Source organism: Bradyrhizobium sp. SZCCHNS2022 (assembly GCF_032377575.1).
Taxonomy (GTDB): Bacteria; Pseudomonadota; Alphaproteobacteria; order Rhizobiales; family Xanthobacteraceae; genus Bradyrhizobium; species Bradyrhizobium aeschynomenes.
Genome location: NZ_JAUHHZ010000001.1, coordinates 5,832,113 through 5,847,243 on the forward strand (window position 1 = coordinate 5,832,113; position 15,131 = coordinate 5,847,243).

The 15,131-nt window shown below is 66.5% G+C and carries 16 protein-coding genes; 10 read left to right on the plus strand and 6 right to left on the minus strand.

Annotated elements, in window-relative coordinates:
- Positions 1 to 245: 245 nt before the first annotated feature.
- Together QXZ94_RS26065 and QXZ94_RS26070 are read left to right on the plus strand one after the other, a co-directional pair.
- On the plus strand, positions 246 to 1,292 hold the full coding sequence (locus QXZ94_RS26065; RefSeq protein ID WP_409998810.1) for a glycosyltransferase family 2 protein: 1,047 nt from the start codon (positions 246 to 248) through the stop codon (positions 1,290 to 1,292).
- Entirely contained in the window at positions 1,289 to 1,888 is a 600-nt protein-coding gene (locus QXZ94_RS26070; RefSeq protein WP_315723223.1) for a class I SAM-dependent methyltransferase, read from the plus strand. The genes QXZ94_RS26065 and QXZ94_RS26070 overlap by 4 nt, the downstream gene beginning before the upstream one ends.
- On the opposite strand, the gene QXZ94_RS26075 is transcribed toward QXZ94_RS26070, so the two are convergent.
- The 3 genes from QXZ94_RS26075 to hrcA form a co-directional block, all read right to left on the minus strand.
- Positions 1,889 to 3,406: a hypothetical protein gene (locus tag QXZ94_RS26075; protein WP_315723225.1), complete on the minus strand. Its 1,518-nt coding sequence runs from the start codon at positions 3,404 to 3,406 to the stop codon at positions 1,889 to 1,891. It lies immediately after the preceding gene.
- Between the two features lie 202 nt (positions 3,407 to 3,608).
- Positions 3,609 to 4,229, minus strand: coding sequence for a nucleotide exchange factor GrpE (grpE, locus tag QXZ94_RS26080; RefSeq protein ID WP_315723227.1), 621 nt, complete (start codon positions 4,227 to 4,229; stop codon positions 3,609 to 3,611).
- A gap of 119 nt (positions 4,230 to 4,348) precedes the next feature.
- On the minus strand, positions 4,349 to 5,437 hold the full coding sequence (gene hrcA, locus QXZ94_RS26085) for a heat-inducible transcriptional repressor HrcA (RefSeq protein ID WP_172113635.1): 1,089 nt from the start codon (positions 5,435 to 5,437) through the stop codon (positions 4,349 to 4,351).
- 175 nt (positions 5,438 to 5,612) lie between these two features.
- Between hrcA and rph the strand changes: the two genes are divergently transcribed.
- From rph to hemW, 3 genes are read left to right on the plus strand one after another with little or no spacing between them, the layout of a single operon-like run.
- Positions 5,613 to 6,326, plus strand: a complete 714-nt coding sequence (rph, locus tag QXZ94_RS26090; RefSeq protein ID WP_172113636.1) for a ribonuclease PH — start codon at positions 5,613 to 5,615, stop codon at positions 6,324 to 6,326.
- Positions 6,323 to 6,967: an RdgB/HAM1 family non-canonical purine NTP pyrophosphatase gene (gene rdgB / locus QXZ94_RS26095; RefSeq protein WP_315723230.1), complete on the plus strand. Its 645-nt coding sequence runs from the start codon at positions 6,323 to 6,325 to the stop codon at positions 6,965 to 6,967. Before rph ends, rdgB begins: the two co-directional genes overlap by 4 nt.
- Positions 6,954 to 8,111 (plus strand): radical SAM family heme chaperone HemW, encoded by a 1,158-nt coding sequence (gene hemW / locus QXZ94_RS26100; RefSeq protein ID WP_315723232.1) that lies wholly within the window; start codon positions 6,954 to 6,956, stop codon positions 8,109 to 8,111. The genes rdgB and hemW overlap by 14 nt, the downstream gene beginning before the upstream one ends.
- 40 nt (positions 8,112 to 8,151) lie before the next feature.
- Here the strand turns inward: hemW and QXZ94_RS26105 are convergent, their stop codons facing one another.
- Complete coding sequence (locus QXZ94_RS26105; protein WP_315723234.1) at positions 8,152 to 9,372, minus strand: penicillin-binding protein activator; 1,221 nt, start codon at positions 9,370 to 9,372, stop codon at positions 8,152 to 8,154.
- A gap of 304 nt (positions 9,373 to 9,676) precedes the next feature.
- On the opposite strand from QXZ94_RS26105, the gene rsmI reads away from it, so the two are divergent.
- The 4 genes from rsmI to QXZ94_RS26125 all read left to right on the plus strand — a co-directional run bounded on the left by rsmI (position 9,677) and on the right by QXZ94_RS26125 (position 12,944).
- Entirely contained in the window at positions 9,677 to 10,636 is a 960-nt protein-coding gene (gene rsmI / locus QXZ94_RS26110) for a 16S rRNA (cytidine(1402)-2'-O)-methyltransferase (protein WP_315723237.1), read from the plus strand.
- Positions 10,623 to 11,033 carry a YraN family protein gene (locus tag QXZ94_RS26115; RefSeq protein WP_315723239.1) on the plus strand — a complete coding sequence of 137 codons (411 nt, stop codon included), beginning with the start codon at positions 10,623 to 10,625 and terminating at the stop codon, positions 11,031 to 11,033. The genes rsmI and QXZ94_RS26115 overlap by 14 nt, the downstream gene beginning before the upstream one ends.
- Positions 11,034 to 11,066: 33 nt before the next feature.
- Positions 11,067 to 12,008 (plus strand): glutathione synthase, encoded by a 942-nt coding sequence (gene gshB / locus QXZ94_RS26120; RefSeq protein WP_172113642.1) that lies wholly within the window; start codon positions 11,067 to 11,069, stop codon positions 12,006 to 12,008.
- 120 nt (positions 12,009 to 12,128) lie between these two features.
- Positions 12,129 to 12,944, plus strand: coding sequence for an exodeoxyribonuclease III (locus tag QXZ94_RS26125; protein WP_315723242.1), 816 nt, complete (start codon positions 12,129 to 12,131; stop codon positions 12,942 to 12,944).
- 176 nt (positions 12,945 to 13,120) lie between these two features.
- Here QXZ94_RS26125 and QXZ94_RS26130 read toward each other — a convergent pair whose 3' ends face one another.
- Together QXZ94_RS26130 and QXZ94_RS26135 are read right to left on the minus strand one after the other, a co-directional pair.
- Entirely contained in the window at positions 13,121 to 13,564 is a 444-nt protein-coding gene (locus QXZ94_RS26130; RefSeq protein WP_172113644.1) for a cyclic nucleotide-binding domain-containing protein, read from the minus strand.
- Between the two features lie 66 nt (positions 13,565 to 13,630).
- A complete protein-coding gene (locus QXZ94_RS26135; RefSeq protein WP_006612692.1) occupies positions 13,631 to 14,317 on the minus strand; it encodes a response regulator transcription factor in 687 nt (228 codons plus the stop codon).
- Between the two features lie 276 nt (positions 14,318 to 14,593).
- Here QXZ94_RS26135 and QXZ94_RS26140 point away from each other — a divergent pair, with 276 nt between their 5' ends.
- The gene (locus QXZ94_RS26140) at positions 14,594 to 15,115 is read left to right on the plus strand and encodes a L,D-transpeptidase (RefSeq protein ID WP_315723246.1); all 522 of its coding nucleotides are present in this window, start codon (positions 14,594 to 14,596) and stop codon (positions 15,113 to 15,115) included.
- Positions 15,116 to 15,131: the final 16 nt, after the last annotated feature.

Sequence of the window (15,131 nt, forward strand, 5' to 3'; positions counted from 1 at the left end):
CCGGCGTCAGCCGCCGGCCGTCATGCTCTCAATAGCCGGCAATGCTTAACCGGAGGTCTGCACGGCGGGGACGGAGCGGTCGGCGTTGGCAAGGAGCCCGCGAATTACGCCCGGGCGGCGTTGATATTGGTGAACAATTAACTGGCCGTGACCGACACTCGGCGCACTCGGCCGCCCCCCGTCGCGGCCGCACGAGGCCTTCAGATTTGACAGACCCGCAGGACGAGATGCCGCGCCCCGGCAAGATGTTCGTCTCGATCGTTGTGCCCTGCTACAACGAGGAGGAGGGCCTGCGCGAGTTTCACCGCCAGATGACCGCGGCCGCGCGGGCGCTGTGCGGCAACCGGTTCGAACTGATCCTGGTCGACGACGGCTCCACCGACAAGACCTGGCAGGTGATCAACGCGCTGCTCGCCGAGGATCGCAACGTCGTCGCCGTCAAGCTGGCGCGCAACCACGGCCACCAATTGGCGCTGACCGCAGGGCTCTCCACCGTGCGCGGCGACCTGGTGCTGGTGATCGACGCCGACCTGCAGGATCCGCCCGAGCTGCTGACTCCGATGTACGAGATGATGGCGCGCGAAGGCGCCGACGTCGTCTATGGCCAGCGCCGCAGCCGCGCCGGCGAGACCCGTTTCAAGAAATGGTCGGCCGAGGCCTTCTACCGCCTGCTCGCGAAGATCACCCGCGTCCACATTCCCGTCGACACCGGCGATTTCCGGCTGATGAGCCGGCGCATCTCGGACCAGCTCGTGCAGATGCCGGAGCACGATCGCTTCATCCGCGGCATGGTGGCCTGGCTCGGCTACAAGCAGGTGGCCTACGAATATGACCGCAAGCCGCGCTTCGCCGGCAGCACCAAATATCCACTGCTGAAGATGATCAGCTTCGCCGCCGATGCGCTGGTCAGCTTCTCGATGGTGCCGTTGCGGATCGCCACCTATGTCGGCGCGCTGCTGACGACCGGGCTGACCTTCGTCGGCATTGCCGCAATCATCAGCTGGATCTTCTCAGGCACCGTGCCCGGTTGGACCAGCTTGACTCTGCTCGTCGTCATGATCTCCTCGGTGCAGCTACTGGTACTCGGCCTCATCGGCGAATATGTCGGGCGGATCTACATCCAGTCCAAGAACAGGCCGCTGTTCCTGATCTCGCAGATTCATCGGCGCGGCCGCGTGCCACAGCTGTCGACCGATGCGCTGGAGACGATCGAGAGCCCGCCGCTCAACACCTTGCTGGCGCATTCCGGGCCGGAGCTGCGCCGCTCGGTCTATGACGAGGCCTCCTCGTGAAGGAGCTATTGAAGCATCCGGCGCTGTACCAGGCCTATCAGAACGCCGGCGGCTTCTTCGGCGCGCGGCTGAAGGCGATCCGGGATTATCTGACCCTGCGTCCGGGCATGCGTGTCATCGATATCGGCTGCGGCCCCGGCTATATCCTGCGCCATCTTCCCGACGGAATCGACTATACGGGCTTCGACGTCGACGAGGCCTATATCGCGCATGCGCGGCGGTCGTTCGGCCATCTCGGCACGTTCCATTGCCGGCATTTCGATGCGGCCGCGGCCCAGGAGTTTGCCGGCGCCGATGTCGTGATGATGAACGGCGTGCTGCATCACATCGCCGATGACGAGCTCAAGACAACGCTCGCCAACATCCGCGACGTCCTCGCCGCCGATGGCGTGCTGTTCACGCTCGACGGCTGCTATCGCGACGGGCAATCGCGGATCGCGAAATGGCTGCTCGACAACGATCGCGGCCACTTCGTCCGCGATCGTGACGGCTATTACGACCTGCTGCGCAGCGCCTTCGCCCGCGTGAAACTCGAGATCAGGGACAACTACTCGCGCGTGCCCTACACCTTCGCGATCGGCGTCGCGCAGAAATAGTCACTCCGCCCGTTCGAGGATGTCGACACCCTCGACCGTTCCGACCAGCCGATACGACTTGAGCAGCTCGGGCAGTTCGGCATCGGCGCGCGCCCAATCACCCCAGCCGCCCCTGAGATTGTCGACCAGCACCAGGTCGGGATTGCCGTTCCTGAAGTCCTCGACCAGCCAGTTTCGCTCCAGCGCCAGATACGCGTTGAGCCGGGCGTCGGTCGCCGCGTCCACCGACGTCCGCTCGCGCGTCAGCCGGACGAACTCGCGAATCCACAGATTCTCCTGACGCGACACCCAGACGCCGCCGATGTCCCGCACCAGCGGATGACCGATCGCCGCCTCGCCGCTCAGCACCAGCAGGCGCGGATGCGGCTTGAGCTTGGCCAAAGCCTCCGGCAGTGGACCGACGCCAATTCTCGTGTTGAACCATTGCAGGCCGAGGGCAAAGGCCGCGATCAGAATCAAGGCCGTCGCTACGCCGAAGCGGCGCGGCTGCGAGGTGGCGTCAGTGTCCGTCAGCACGGCGTAGCCCATCGTGAGCATGGCGACCGCGACCATCGGATAGGAATGATACGGCCAGCCGCGGCGCTGCAGAAAGAACGAGATCGCAAATCCGAGGGAGGCAAGAATCAAGGCGAGCAACGGCCCATCGAGCCTGCGGCTCCGCCGCGTCAACGCGACGGTCGCGAGCGCGACGACGAGGAGAAGCGTCGCCAGGTTCAGGAAGATGACGGACGGCGACATCGACCAAGACAGATAGGTGTCGCGCACCAGCGGATAGGTGACGGTGAAGTACTCGGGATAAAGCAGGTAGGTGCCGAGACTGACGGCCGACACGATCATGCCGGCGATGATGTTCTCGGGGGCAAACGTCTGAAGCCATGCGCGGGAACGGACGACACCCGCCAGAATGCAGAACAGGGCGGGGAACGTGAAGAATGGTTTGAAGGCGAGCGTGATACCGACCCCGATTCCGGCAACGATGACCGCCCAGGCCGGCACGGGCTCGCGCTCGCTGCGCAACGCATACACCGCGAGCCCCGGCAGGAAGGTAAGCGTGGCGATATGCTCACGCTGGCCGAACACGTGCATCGGCAGGATCGTCACGACGGCCGCAGCCCAGATCGCAAACGGCCCCCAGCTCAGGGCGGCCGATGATTGCGACAGCCGGATGATGCGTGAGGTGACGTAGAGCGAGCCGGCCGCCAGCAACAGCAGCTGCGCGTCGATGACATGACGCGGATCGACATGCAGCAGGCGCCCCAGCGCGACGCCCGGCAGATAGGCGAACGCCGCCATCGGCGGATTGATCTCGATGATGTCGCGATAAAGCTTCTGGCCGTCCAGCATGCGCTCGCCGACCACCAGCAGCCAGCTGACGTCGGTATTCAACGGAACGACCTGGCGCAGCAGGATGGCGATGATGAACACGGCGCCGATCATCAGCCACGGCGTCATGGCCAGCCGCTCACGCGCCGGCGGAGCCAGCGACTGGCGCGTCACAGCTTCGAACTGGGAGCTCATGGAACGGTCCTCTGCGAGAGTCGGCCTGACGCTAGCGGAGGTTGGTTAAGGCGCAATTTGCCGGTGCCGGGGATCTGTCTGGTGGCGGCGGCAACGCCGACACATGCCAAGTCAGACGGCATTGAGGCGCCGCATCCGATTCCGGATCGGCGCCTCTCGTCTTCAAATGAAGCTTGGCGTCAAAACCGCAGCAGCGGCCGCGTCAGGCCGCGCTGTTCGACTGGTCGTTGCCGGCCGCCGGCGCCGCCTTGGCGCCGCCCTTGGAGACGCCGACCAGCGCCGGGCGCAGGATACGCTCGCCGATCATGAAGCCGGCCTGGACGACTTGCACCACGGTGCCCGACGGCACCGACGCATCCGGGACCTCGTACATCGCCTGCTGGAAGTTGGGATCGAACTTCTGCCCTGTCGGATCGAACTTCTTGACGCCGTTCTTCTCCAGCGTGTTGAGCAGCGAGCGCTCGGTGAGCTCGACGCCCTCGATCAACGACTTCAGGCCGGGATCGGCATTGTCCCGCGTTTCCGCCGGCACGGCATCGAGCGCGCGCTGCAGATTGTCGGCGATGTCGAGCACGTCGCGCGCGAAACCGGTGATGCCGTACATCCGCGCGTCCGCGACCTCGCGGGCGGTCCGCTTGCGCAGGTTCTCCATCTCGGCCAGCGTGCGCAGCATCCTGTCGCGTGCTTCGGCGGCCTCCTTGGCGAGAGCCTCCGCTGAGCCGGTCTCGGGGTCGTCAGGCATGATGTAAGGTTTGGAGACCACGGGTTCGCTGGCCTGCGCCGGGTTTTCCGGATCGTTCTTGTGCAGGTCGGGATCGGTCATTGACAGACTCGCAAGTTCGGCTGACGGGTTTGTGATATGGGCGGGATATCGTGCTTTGGGCGCGGAAAATCAAGCACGGCCTGACGGCGGCGCCCTTTGCGGGTTAACCATGTCGAATGTCAGCCGCCCAACAGACGGCTGACCAGACGTGCCGCGTAATCGACGGTCGGAATCACGCGGGCATAGTTCAGGCGGGTCGGGCCGATGACGCCGAGCACGCCGACGATGCGTCCGGTGGCGTCCGAATAAGGCGAGACGATCGTCGACGAGCCGGACAGCGAGAACAGCTTGTTCTCCGAGCCGATGAAGATGCGAACACCTTCCGCGCTCTCCGCACGCCCGAGCAGATCGACGACGCCGCGCTTGGTCTCGAGATCGTCGAACAACCGGCGGACGCGTTCGAGATCTTCGAGTGCATGCAGATCCTCGAGCAGATTGGCGTGACCACGCACGATGAGCTGACGGTCGTCGCTGTCACCGCCCGACCAGCTGGCGACTCCTGCGGCGATCACCTTTTGCGTCAGCTGATCGAGCTCGGCCCGGTCGCGCGCCAGCGCCGTCTCGAGCTCGAGCCGGGCTTCCGCCAGGGTCCGTCCGCGAATCCGCGAATTGAGGAAATTGGCGGCCTCGGTGAGCGCCGAGGACGGCACGCCGGGCGGCAGCGTCAGCACGCGGTTTTCGACCTGACCGTCCTCGCCGACCAGCACGACCAGCGCGCGCTCCGGCTCCAGGCGGACGAATTCGATGTGCTTCAGCCGCGTGTTGGACTTGGCGGTGAGAACCACGGCGGCGGCACGGGTGAGGCCGGACAGCCGCGTCAGCGCCTCGTCGAGCGCTGCTTCCACCGACTGGGCGCGGCCGACGGAGGCAAGCTGGCTCTGGATCGCCTGCCGCTCGGCCTCGGTCATGTCGCCGACCTGCATCAGGGCGTCGACGAAGAAGCGCAAGCCCGCTTCGGTCGGCAGCCGGCCGGCCGAGGTATGCGGCGCATAGATCAGGCCGAGCTGCTCCAGATCGGCCATCACGTTGCGCACGGAGGCCGGCGACAAGGGAACCGCGATCAGCCGCGAAATGTTGCGCGAGCCGACGGGCTCGCCGGTCGCGAGGTAGCTCTCGACGATCTGGCGAAAGATCTCGCGCGACCGCTCATTGAGCTGCGCGAGCCCCGCGGGCGGTGTCATCAGGTTGATCGGATCGTGGTGGGCCACCAGATATCCTCCTCACCCATCTGCATGTAATTTGGCCATGCGGCGGCTCGGTGGCAAGCCGATCTTGAGCGGGTGCTCCGGCGCTGATTCGCGCCCGATTATGCCCTTGCCGCTGCGGGTCCCGGCTCCTACAAGGCCGATCAGATGGGCCTTCTGCCTTTTTACGGAGAGAATCATGCGGCCGAGCCGCCGTGCACCGGATGAATTGCGGGCCGTGAGCCTGGAACGCGGCGTCGTCAAATATGCCGAGGGCTCCTGCCTGGTGAAGTTCGGCGACACCCATGTCCTGGTCACCGCCACGCTCGAGGACAGGCTGCCGCCCTGGCTCAAGGGCCAGGGGCGCGGCTGGATTACCGCCGAATACGGCATGTTGCCGCGCGCCACGCTGGAGCGGACCCGGCGCGAGGCCTCGGCCGGCAAGCAGACCGGGCGCACCGTCGAGATCCAGCGCCTGATCGGCCGCTCGCTGCGCACCGCGATCGACCTGGAAGCGCTCGGCGAGCGCCAGATCACGGTCGATTGCGACGTGCTGCAGGCCGATGGCGGCACCCGCACCGCCTCGATCACCGGCGCCTGGGTCGCGCTGGCCGACTGCATCCGCTGGATGAAGTCGCGCAACATGATCAAGACCGAGGTGCTGCGCGCCAACGTCGCCGCGATCTCCTGCGGCATCTACAACGGCACGCCGGTGCTCGATCTCGACTATGCCGAGGATTCCGAGGCCGAGACGGACGCCAATTTCGTCATGACCGGCGACGGCCGCATCATCGAGGTGCAGGGCACGGCGGAGAAGACCCCGTTCACCGAGGCCGAGTTCCTGGCGCTGATGGCGCTGGCACGCAAGGGCGTCGCCCGGCTGGTCGATTTGCAGAAGATGGCGGTCGCGTGAGCAGCAGCCACCGCAAGCTCACCGGCCGCATCGTCATTGCGACCCATAATCCCGGCAAGCTCGCCGAGATGCGCGAGCTGCTGGCGCCCTACGGCATCGAGGCGGTTTCGGCCGGCGAGCTCGGGCTCGGCGAGCCCGACGAGACCGGCGAGACGTTCGAAGCCAATGCCCGCATCAAGGCGGTGGCCGCGGCAGAGGCTGCGCAACTGCCGGCCTTCGCCGACGATTCGGGCATCGTGGTGCATGGGCTCGACGGCGCGCCGGGCATCTACTCGGCGCGCTGGGCCGGCCCGGGCAAGGACTTCACTGCGGCGATGACGCGGATCGAGCGGCTGCTGCAGGAGCGTGGCGCTGTCAGCGCCGACCGGCGCGGCGCCCACTTCGTGTCCGCGCTGTGCGTCGCCTGGCCTGACGGCCACATCGAGGAGGTCGAGGCGCGGGTCGACGGCACCCTGGTCTGGCCGCCGCGCGGCACGGCCGGGTTCGGCTACGACCCGATGTTCCTGCCCGACGGGCACGATCGCACCTTCGGCGAGATGACCAGCATCGAGAAGCACGGATTGCCGCCGCTTGGCCTCGGCCTGTCGCACCGGGCCCGCGCCTTCGTGAAGCTCGCGGAGATCTGCCTTGACCAGCGCTGACAGCGAAGCGTTCGGCGTCTATGTGCACTGGCCGTTCTGCCTGTCGAAATGTCCGTATTGCGACTTCAACAGTCACGTCCGCCACGCCGCCATCGACCAGGAGCGTTTCGCCCGCGCCTTCGCGCAGGAGATCGCGACCACCGCCGCCCGCATTGGACCGCGCACCGTCACCTCGATCTTCCTCGGCGGCGGCACGCCGTCGCTGATGCAGCCGCAGACCGTCGGCGCGATTCTGGATGCGATCGGCAAGCACTGGCGCGTCGCCGGTGACGTCGAGGTGTCGCTGGAAGCCAATCCGACCAGCGTCGAGGCGACGCGCTTTGCCGGCTATCGCGCCGCCGGCGTCAACCGCGTCTCGCTCGGCGTCCAGGCGATGGACGATGCCTCGCTGAAGATGCTGGGACGTCTGCACACGGCGGAGGAAGCGATGCAGGCGGTGGCGATCGCGCGCGGCGCGTTCGACCGCTATTCCTTCGACCTGATCTATGCCCGGCCCGACCAGACGCCGGCGATGTGGACCGAGGAGCTGGAGCGCGCGATCGGCGAGGCGGCCGAGCATCTGTCGCTGTATCAGCTCACGATCGAGGAGGGCACGCCGTTCTTCGGGCTGCATGCCGCCGGCAAGCTGAAGACGCCCGACGAGGGCCTGGCGCGCACGCTGTACGATGTGACGCAGGAGATCTGCGCCCGTCACGGCCTGCCGGCTTATGAGATCTCCAACCATGCCCGTCCCGGCGCGGAGTGCCGGCACAATCTCGTCTATTGGCGCGGCCAGGAATATGCCGGCATCGGTCCCGGCGCCCATGGCCGACTCGACATTGACGGCATCCGGCACGCCACCGCGACCGACAAGCGGCCCGAGGCCTGGGTGATGCGGGTCGAATCCACTGGACACGGCGTCATGACGGACGACCTGCTCAATCGCGAGGAGCGCGCCGACGAGTTTCTGCTGATGGGGCTCCGGCTCGCCGAAGGCATCGACCCACGGCGTTATGCCGCGATCTCGGGGCGAGCACTCGATCCGCGCCGCATCGCGCTGCTGCGCGAGGAGGGCGCGATCGCGGTCGACGCCGACGGACGGCTGCGCGTCACGCAGGAGGGTTTTCCGGTGCTGGACGCCGTCGTCGCCGATCTCGCCGCCTGAGGCGGTCGGCGCACTCGTCTTCGTTTGCGTCGCGCTGAAGCTAGGTCGCGCTGAAGCTCTTGGGCGCACCGGCCACGGCCTGTGCGCCGCCGCTGCCGACGCGCATGACCGCGAGCCCGCGCTCATTGGTGCCGTCACTGCGGAACCGAAACAGCCCGTCGATCCCGGCAAAGCCGGATGAGTTGGTCAGCACGTCCGGCGCGAAGCGTTGTGCGCCTTGCGTGCGCGCCAGCGCGGCAACCAGCGCCACGGCATCATAGGCCAGCGTTGCCGTGCGCACGGGATCGCCGCCAAAACGCGTGCGGTAGCGGCCGGCGAAAGCACGGAAGCCCGAAGGATCGGGCGCGGCATAGACACCGCCTTGCATGCTGGCGCTGTTGTAGACGCGCGGATGGTCCCACAACCCGGTGCCCAGCAGCTGGATGTTGCGCAGGTTCGCACCGGCCGCCGTGAGCGCATCGGCGGTTGCCACGACCGAATCGCCGTCGTCGGCCAGCAGCAGCGCATCGGCGCCGCCGAGCGCCTGCGCCACGGCCCGTGCGGGCATCGTGCGGTCGCCGGAATATTTCTCGAATGCCACGATTCGTCCGCCGCGGCGGGTGACGGCCGTCTTGAAGGCGCCCTCGACGACGGTGCCATAGGCATTGTCCGGGAGCAGCGCGGCAAAGGAACGTTTTCCCACGCTCGCGGAATAGTCGACGATGCGGGTGGCATCGGACTCCGGCAGGAAGCTCAGCAGATAGACGCCCCGTCCGGCGACGCTCGAATCGGTCGAGAAGGCGATCACCGAGACGTTGCGCGTCCGCGCCACCTGCGCGGTCGCCGGCACCGAGCCGGCGAACAACGGCCCGAGGATGATCTCCGCGCCTTCGTCGCACGCCTGTTGCGCGCTTTGCTGCGCGCCTTGCGGACTACCGGCGTCGTCCTTGATCAGGAGCTGGATGTTGGGGTTCTGAAACTCGGCCAACGCCATCTCGGCCGCGCTCTTCATCGATTGCGCGGCGACGCCGGCATTGCCCGATGCCGACAGCGGCAGGATCAGCCCGACCTTGACCTGGCCGTTACCGGCCACCGCCGGCTGCTGCGGCGGTCCGGCGGGCGCCGTGGGCTGCTCGAATGGATTCGAAAGCTGGCCGAAGCCCTGCTGGACGTTGGAACATGCCGACAGCAGCGGCGCGCCAAGGATCAGGCCAAGCGCCGTTCGCCGGGCAACCCCCTGGGGTCCCGGACCGTGAGAACTGGGATGACGCGGGCCCACCATGGCATCTCTTCGCTCGGCCGAGACCGGCCACAAGTTCCCCAACCGCACGTCCCCCAGGCCGTGCTGATTCACTCATATTGTCGACGAATAGTTAAGCAAAACAAAAGGCTGTCAGAGCCACACAGAATATCAAATCGACGTTTTGCACGGCCTATCCCCTGCTCGAAGCAATGCCCTTTGAAGTGCATTTTCGAACTTGAAGCTCTGATGAACGGCGCGGCCGGTCATGCTGGTTGGACCTTCACATTCATAGAACCACTGTTCCACGGTGGCATTCCCAGCCCCGGCCCTTTAAATTACCCCGATGGGCGCCAAGGCAATCCCGAACATCTCGCCGGACGACGGCAAATCTTCCACCTCATGGACATATCTGGTGGCGGGGCAGCGCGTGATGGCGCAACGGGCGCGGCCGGGCCTGTACCTCGTGGCAACACCGATCGGCAATCTCGGCGACATCACGCTGCGCGCACTGGAGACGCTGGCCGGCGCTGACATCATCTTCTGCGAGGACACGCGAATCACGCGGCGGCTGGCCGAGCGCTACGGCCTAGGCGCCGAGCTTGCCGCCTACCACGAGCACAATGCCGAAGCGGTCAGGCCGAAGATTCTGCAGCGCCTGTCCGAGGGCGCGGCCATTGCGCTGGTGTCGGACGCCGGCACGCCGCTGATCTCAGACCCCGGCTACAAGCTGGTTCGCGCCGCCTGCGAGGCTGGACACGGCGTCACGGCCCTGCCGGGCCCCTCCGCGGTGCTCGCCGCGCTGAGTGTCGCGGCGCTGCCGACCGACCGGTTCTTCTTCGAAGGCTTCCTTCCCGCCAAGCAGCAGGCGCGGCGCACGCGGCTGGCGGAGCTGGCGCGCGTCGAGGCCACGCTCGTGATGTTCGAGGCGGGAAGCCGCGTGCAGGAGACGCTCGCCGATCTCGCCGACGTCATGGCGGGGCGGCAGGCCGCGATCTGTCGCGAGCTCACCAAGCTGCATGAGGAAGTTCTGCGCGGCCCCGTGCGCGCGCTCGCCGCCCAGGCCGACGAGCTCGAAACGCGCGGCGAGTTCGTGCTGGTGATCGGGCCGCCGCCGCGCGATGCCGCGGTGCTGACGCAGGATGCGCTGGACGCGCTGCTCAAGGATCTCCTGCCGCGGTCGAGCGTCAAGGACGCGGTCATGCATGCCGTCGAGTTGTCGGGCCGGCCGCGCCGCGAGGTCTATGCGCGCGCGCTCGAGCTTGCCAGGGACGCGCGGTCGGGAGAGGCCGATGGCGAAGACTGAGCGTGCGTCCCCCGACAAGCCCGTCAAGACCGCTGCGCCGGAGCGCGTCGCCGCCTTCCGCACCGGCCTCTCGGCCGAAGCCCGCGCCGCCGCACTGCTGATGGCCAAGGGCTATCGCATTCTCGCCAAGCGCTTCCGCACGCCACATGGCGAGATCGACATCATCGCGCGCAAACGCAACCTCGTCGCCTTCGTCGAGGTCAAGGCGCGCGCCTCGCTCGACGACGCCGCCTATGCGGTGACGCCGCGCCAGCAGCAGCGCATCATCAATGCCGCGCAGGCCTGGCTGATGGCGCATTCCGATCATGCCGAATTGGAGCTGCGCTTCGACGCGATTCTGGTTGCGCCGCGCAGCCTGCCGCGCCATCTGGTGGCGGCCTTCGACGCCAGCACCTGACATGAACTGATCGCAGAGAGCAGGGACCTGCCCATGAAACTGAACGTCGCCGTCCAGATGGACCCCATCGCGCGCATCAACATCCGCGGCGACTCGACATTTGCCATGCTGCTCGAAGCACAGCGGCGCGGCCATGGCCTGTGCTACTACACGCCGGACAAGCTGTCGCTGCGGGGCGAGGAGCTGTACGCACCGGTGCAGGCGCTGACGGTGCGCGACCAGGTCGGCGATCACTTCACGCTCGGCGAGCCGAAGCCGACGGCGCTGACATCGTTCGACGTCGTGCTGCTGCGGCAGGATCCGCCGTTCGATCTCGCCTACATCACCTCGACGCATTTCCTCGAGCGCATCCATCCGAAGACGCTGGTGGTGAATGACCCCGCCAGTGTGCGCAATGCGCCGGAAAAGCTGTTCGTGATGAACTTTCCGCAGCTGATGCCGCCGACCTTGATCTCGCGCGATCTCGACGAGATCAACGCCTTCCGCGATCAGCACGGCGCCGTGGTGATGAAGCCGCTGCACGGCCATGGCGGTGCGGCGGTGTTCCGCGTGATGCCGCAGGACATGAATTTCGGCTCGCTGTTCGACATGTTCTCGGTGACGTTCAGGGAGCCCTGGGTGATCCAGCGCTTCCTCCCCGAGGTGAAGCATGGCGACAAGCGCATCATCCTGGTCGACGGCGAGTTCGCCGGCGCCGTCAACCGCGTGCCCGCCGCTGACGATCTGCGCTCCAACATGGTGCGCGGCGGCGCCGCGCAGGCGACCGATCTCAGCGCGCGCGAGCGCGAGATCTGCGACACGCTGGGTCCGGAGCTGCGCGCGCGCGGCCTGCTGCTGGTCGGCATCGACGTCATCGACGGCAATCTCACCGAGATCAACGTGACCTCGCCGACCGGCATCCGCGCGATCTCGCGGCTTGGCGGCCCGGACATCGCCGCGCGCGTGTGGGACGTGATCGAGGCCAAACGGCGCTGATGTCCTCACGCATCATGGCTGGGGATAAGCTCGCGGATATCACGGCCTGCGCTGTCTCCGGCCCGTTTCGTCGTCAGCCCGAGCGCTGACGACGGCTCAATTCATGCTATCGCAGATCCCATGCGTCTCGTCCTGACCACCTGGAACATCAACTCGGTGCGCCTGCGCATCGACCTCGTCGCCAAGCTCATCAAGCAGGTCAGGCCCGATGTGCTGTGCCTGCAGGAGACCAAGTGCATCGACGATGCCTTCCCGCTGAAACGGTTCAAGCGGCTCGGCTATGAGCACATCGCGCTGAACGGGCAGAAGGGCTATCACGGCGTCGCCGTGATCTCGAAATGGCCGTTCGAGGATACGAACGTCCGCACGTTCTGCGACAAGGTAGACTCACGCCACATTACGGTGGCGTTCGGCGAGAAGGCGCGGCTGGCGCAGCCGCTGGTGTTGCATAATTTCTACGTGCCCGCCGGCGGCGACATTCCCGATCCCGCGCTCAATCCGAAGTTCGAGCACAAGCTGCAATTCCTCGACGAGATGAAGTCGTGCGAGCCGCTGCATCCACGCGGCGACGACCGCCACATCCTGGTCGGCGATCTCAACGTCGCGCCGCATGAGCACGACGTCTGGTCGCACAAGCAGCTGTTGAAGGTGGTCTCGCACACGCCGATCGAATGCGAGAAGCTCTTGGCGGCTCAGACCCAGGGCGAATGGGTCGACGTCGCGCGCGAGCGCATCGCGATGTCGGAGAAGGTCTATACATGGTGGAGCTATCGCGCCGCCGACTGGACCATCGGCAATCGCGGCCGCCGGCTCGACCACATCTGGGTGTCGCGCGCGCTGAAGGACCGTGTCAGCGATTTCAGCATCCTGCGCGACGCCCGCAGCTGGGAGCGTCCGTCGGACCACGTGCCGGTGACGGTGACCTTGGACGTTTAACAGCGTCCGAATTCTTGCACGGGCTCGCTGCGATCTCCGTTCACCTCTCCCCGCCGGGGAGAGGTCGGCGCGCAGCGCCGGGTGAGGGGGCTTGCGTGCGCGATCGACCTGAATCCCTCACCCGGATTGCATCAGACGATGCAATCCGACCTCTCCCGTCGGGAGAGGTGAAGATCTCACGACGTCAGCTTGGCGCCGGCCATCAGGATGTCGTTGGCGATTCGGCTGGCGCGGTGGGCGAATTCGTCGCGCAGGCGGCGCGCGGCCACGGCGTCGCTCTCCAGCACGCGCTGAAACAGGCTGCGAGAGATGCGCACCACGGTGGAATATTCCAGAGCGGTGGCCGTCGCCGGGCGGCGCATCTCGACCAGCAGCGCCAGCTCGCCGATCAGCATGCTGGGCCTGGCGACGATCTCGGCGCCGCCTTCGTCGCTGACACTCAGCGCGCCGCGCTGGACGACATAGCCGCAATCGGCCGTGTCGCCCTCGCGAAACAGGGTCTCGCCGCTCTGGATGTTACGCTGCTCGGAGCCGATCGCGATCATGCGCAGTGAATCGCTTCCCAACAGACGCAGGGTCGGGACGCGCTCCAGCAGCGCAATATCGTCTTCGATCGACATCGAGGGCCCGGGGAAGGCGAAATGGAACCAATATCATAGACGGCAAACCGCCAATCCCCGAACGTATCACGGCACCAGCTTGTAGCCACCGGCCTCCGTCACCAGAATCTCTGGATTCGCGGCATCTTTCTCGATTTTCTGCCGCAGACGGTAAATGTGGGTCTCCAGCGTATGGGTGGTGACGCCGGAATTGTAGCCCCAGACCTCCTGGAGCAGGGTCTCGCGCGACACCGGCTGCTGGCCGGCGCGGTAGAGGAAACGCAGGATCGCCGTCTCCTTCTCGGTGAGGCGGACCTTGCGGGCATTGGCGCCGGTCAGCATCTTCGAGCCCGGCCGGAAACTGTAGGGGCCGACCGAGAACACCGCGTCCTCGCTCGCCTCGTGCTGGCGCAGCTGGGCGCGGATGCGCGCCAACAGGACGGCGAAGCGGAAGGGCTTGGCGACGTAGTCGTTGGCGCCGGATTCGAGGCCGAGGATCGTGTCCGAATCGGTGTCATGTCCGGTCAGCATGATGATCGGCGCCTTGAAGCCGCCCTTGCGCAGCGACCGCACCACCTCGCGGCCATCGGTATCGGGCAGGCCGACATCCATCAGCACCAGATCGGGGGAATTGGCCTTTGCCGCGCTGGCGCCTTTGGCGCCGGTGTCCACCGCCTGGGCCTCGAACTCGTCATGCAGCGAGAGCTGCTCCATCAGGGTGTCGCGCAGATCGGTGTCGTCGTCCACGATCAGGATCTTGCGGGCATTGGCCATTGGTACAATCCTCTTGGTGGCGCCGGCGGGAATCCGGGAGGTGGCGCCGTCAACGGTGGGCAAACAGGCTCATCAGCCCTGTTTCGTCTTGAAGTAGGGGGCTGTTACCGATTCACAAGCGCCGGCTACTCTACTCCAGAATTGGGCAGGGAATGCGATGAATGTCCTGGTCGACCCTCGCGGCGGACCATTCGCCGACATTAAGGCAATTGCCGGGCAATGCATGGCAATGAAAAGGCACGTTGTTTCATATCTTTATCGACGCGAGTTGGTGGCATGCCAGCATCGCTGATCGCGATCAGCACCAAGGCCGGGTGCCGACAGCGCGGCTGGCTCAAGGTCTGGGGCCACGTCATCCCGGTCGCTCTCGGCCGCGGCGGCATCCTGGCCAACAAGCGGGAGGGCGACGGCGGCACTCCGCGCGGCACCTTCTACCCGCGCCGGCTGTGGTGGCGCGCCGACCGGCACCCGCGCCCGCGCACCTCGCTGCCGGTCCGGCTGATCGGCCCCGAGGACGCCTGGTGCGAGGATCCCGCCGACCGGCACTACAACCAGCCGATCCGGCTGCGCGGCGACCAGCCCGGCGACCGGCTGGCTCGCCCGGACCATCTCTACGACTTCATTATCGAGATCGACCACAACACGCGGCCGCGGATCGCGGGCCGCGGCAGTGCCGTGTTCCTGCATCTGGCGCGGCCGCATTTCGGTCCGACGGCCGGCTGCGTGGCGATGACCCGCCCGGCGATGCTGCGGCTGTTGCAAAGGATCGGGCCGCGCACCAGGATCGTCATCGCATAAAAAGAGACGGGGAGGA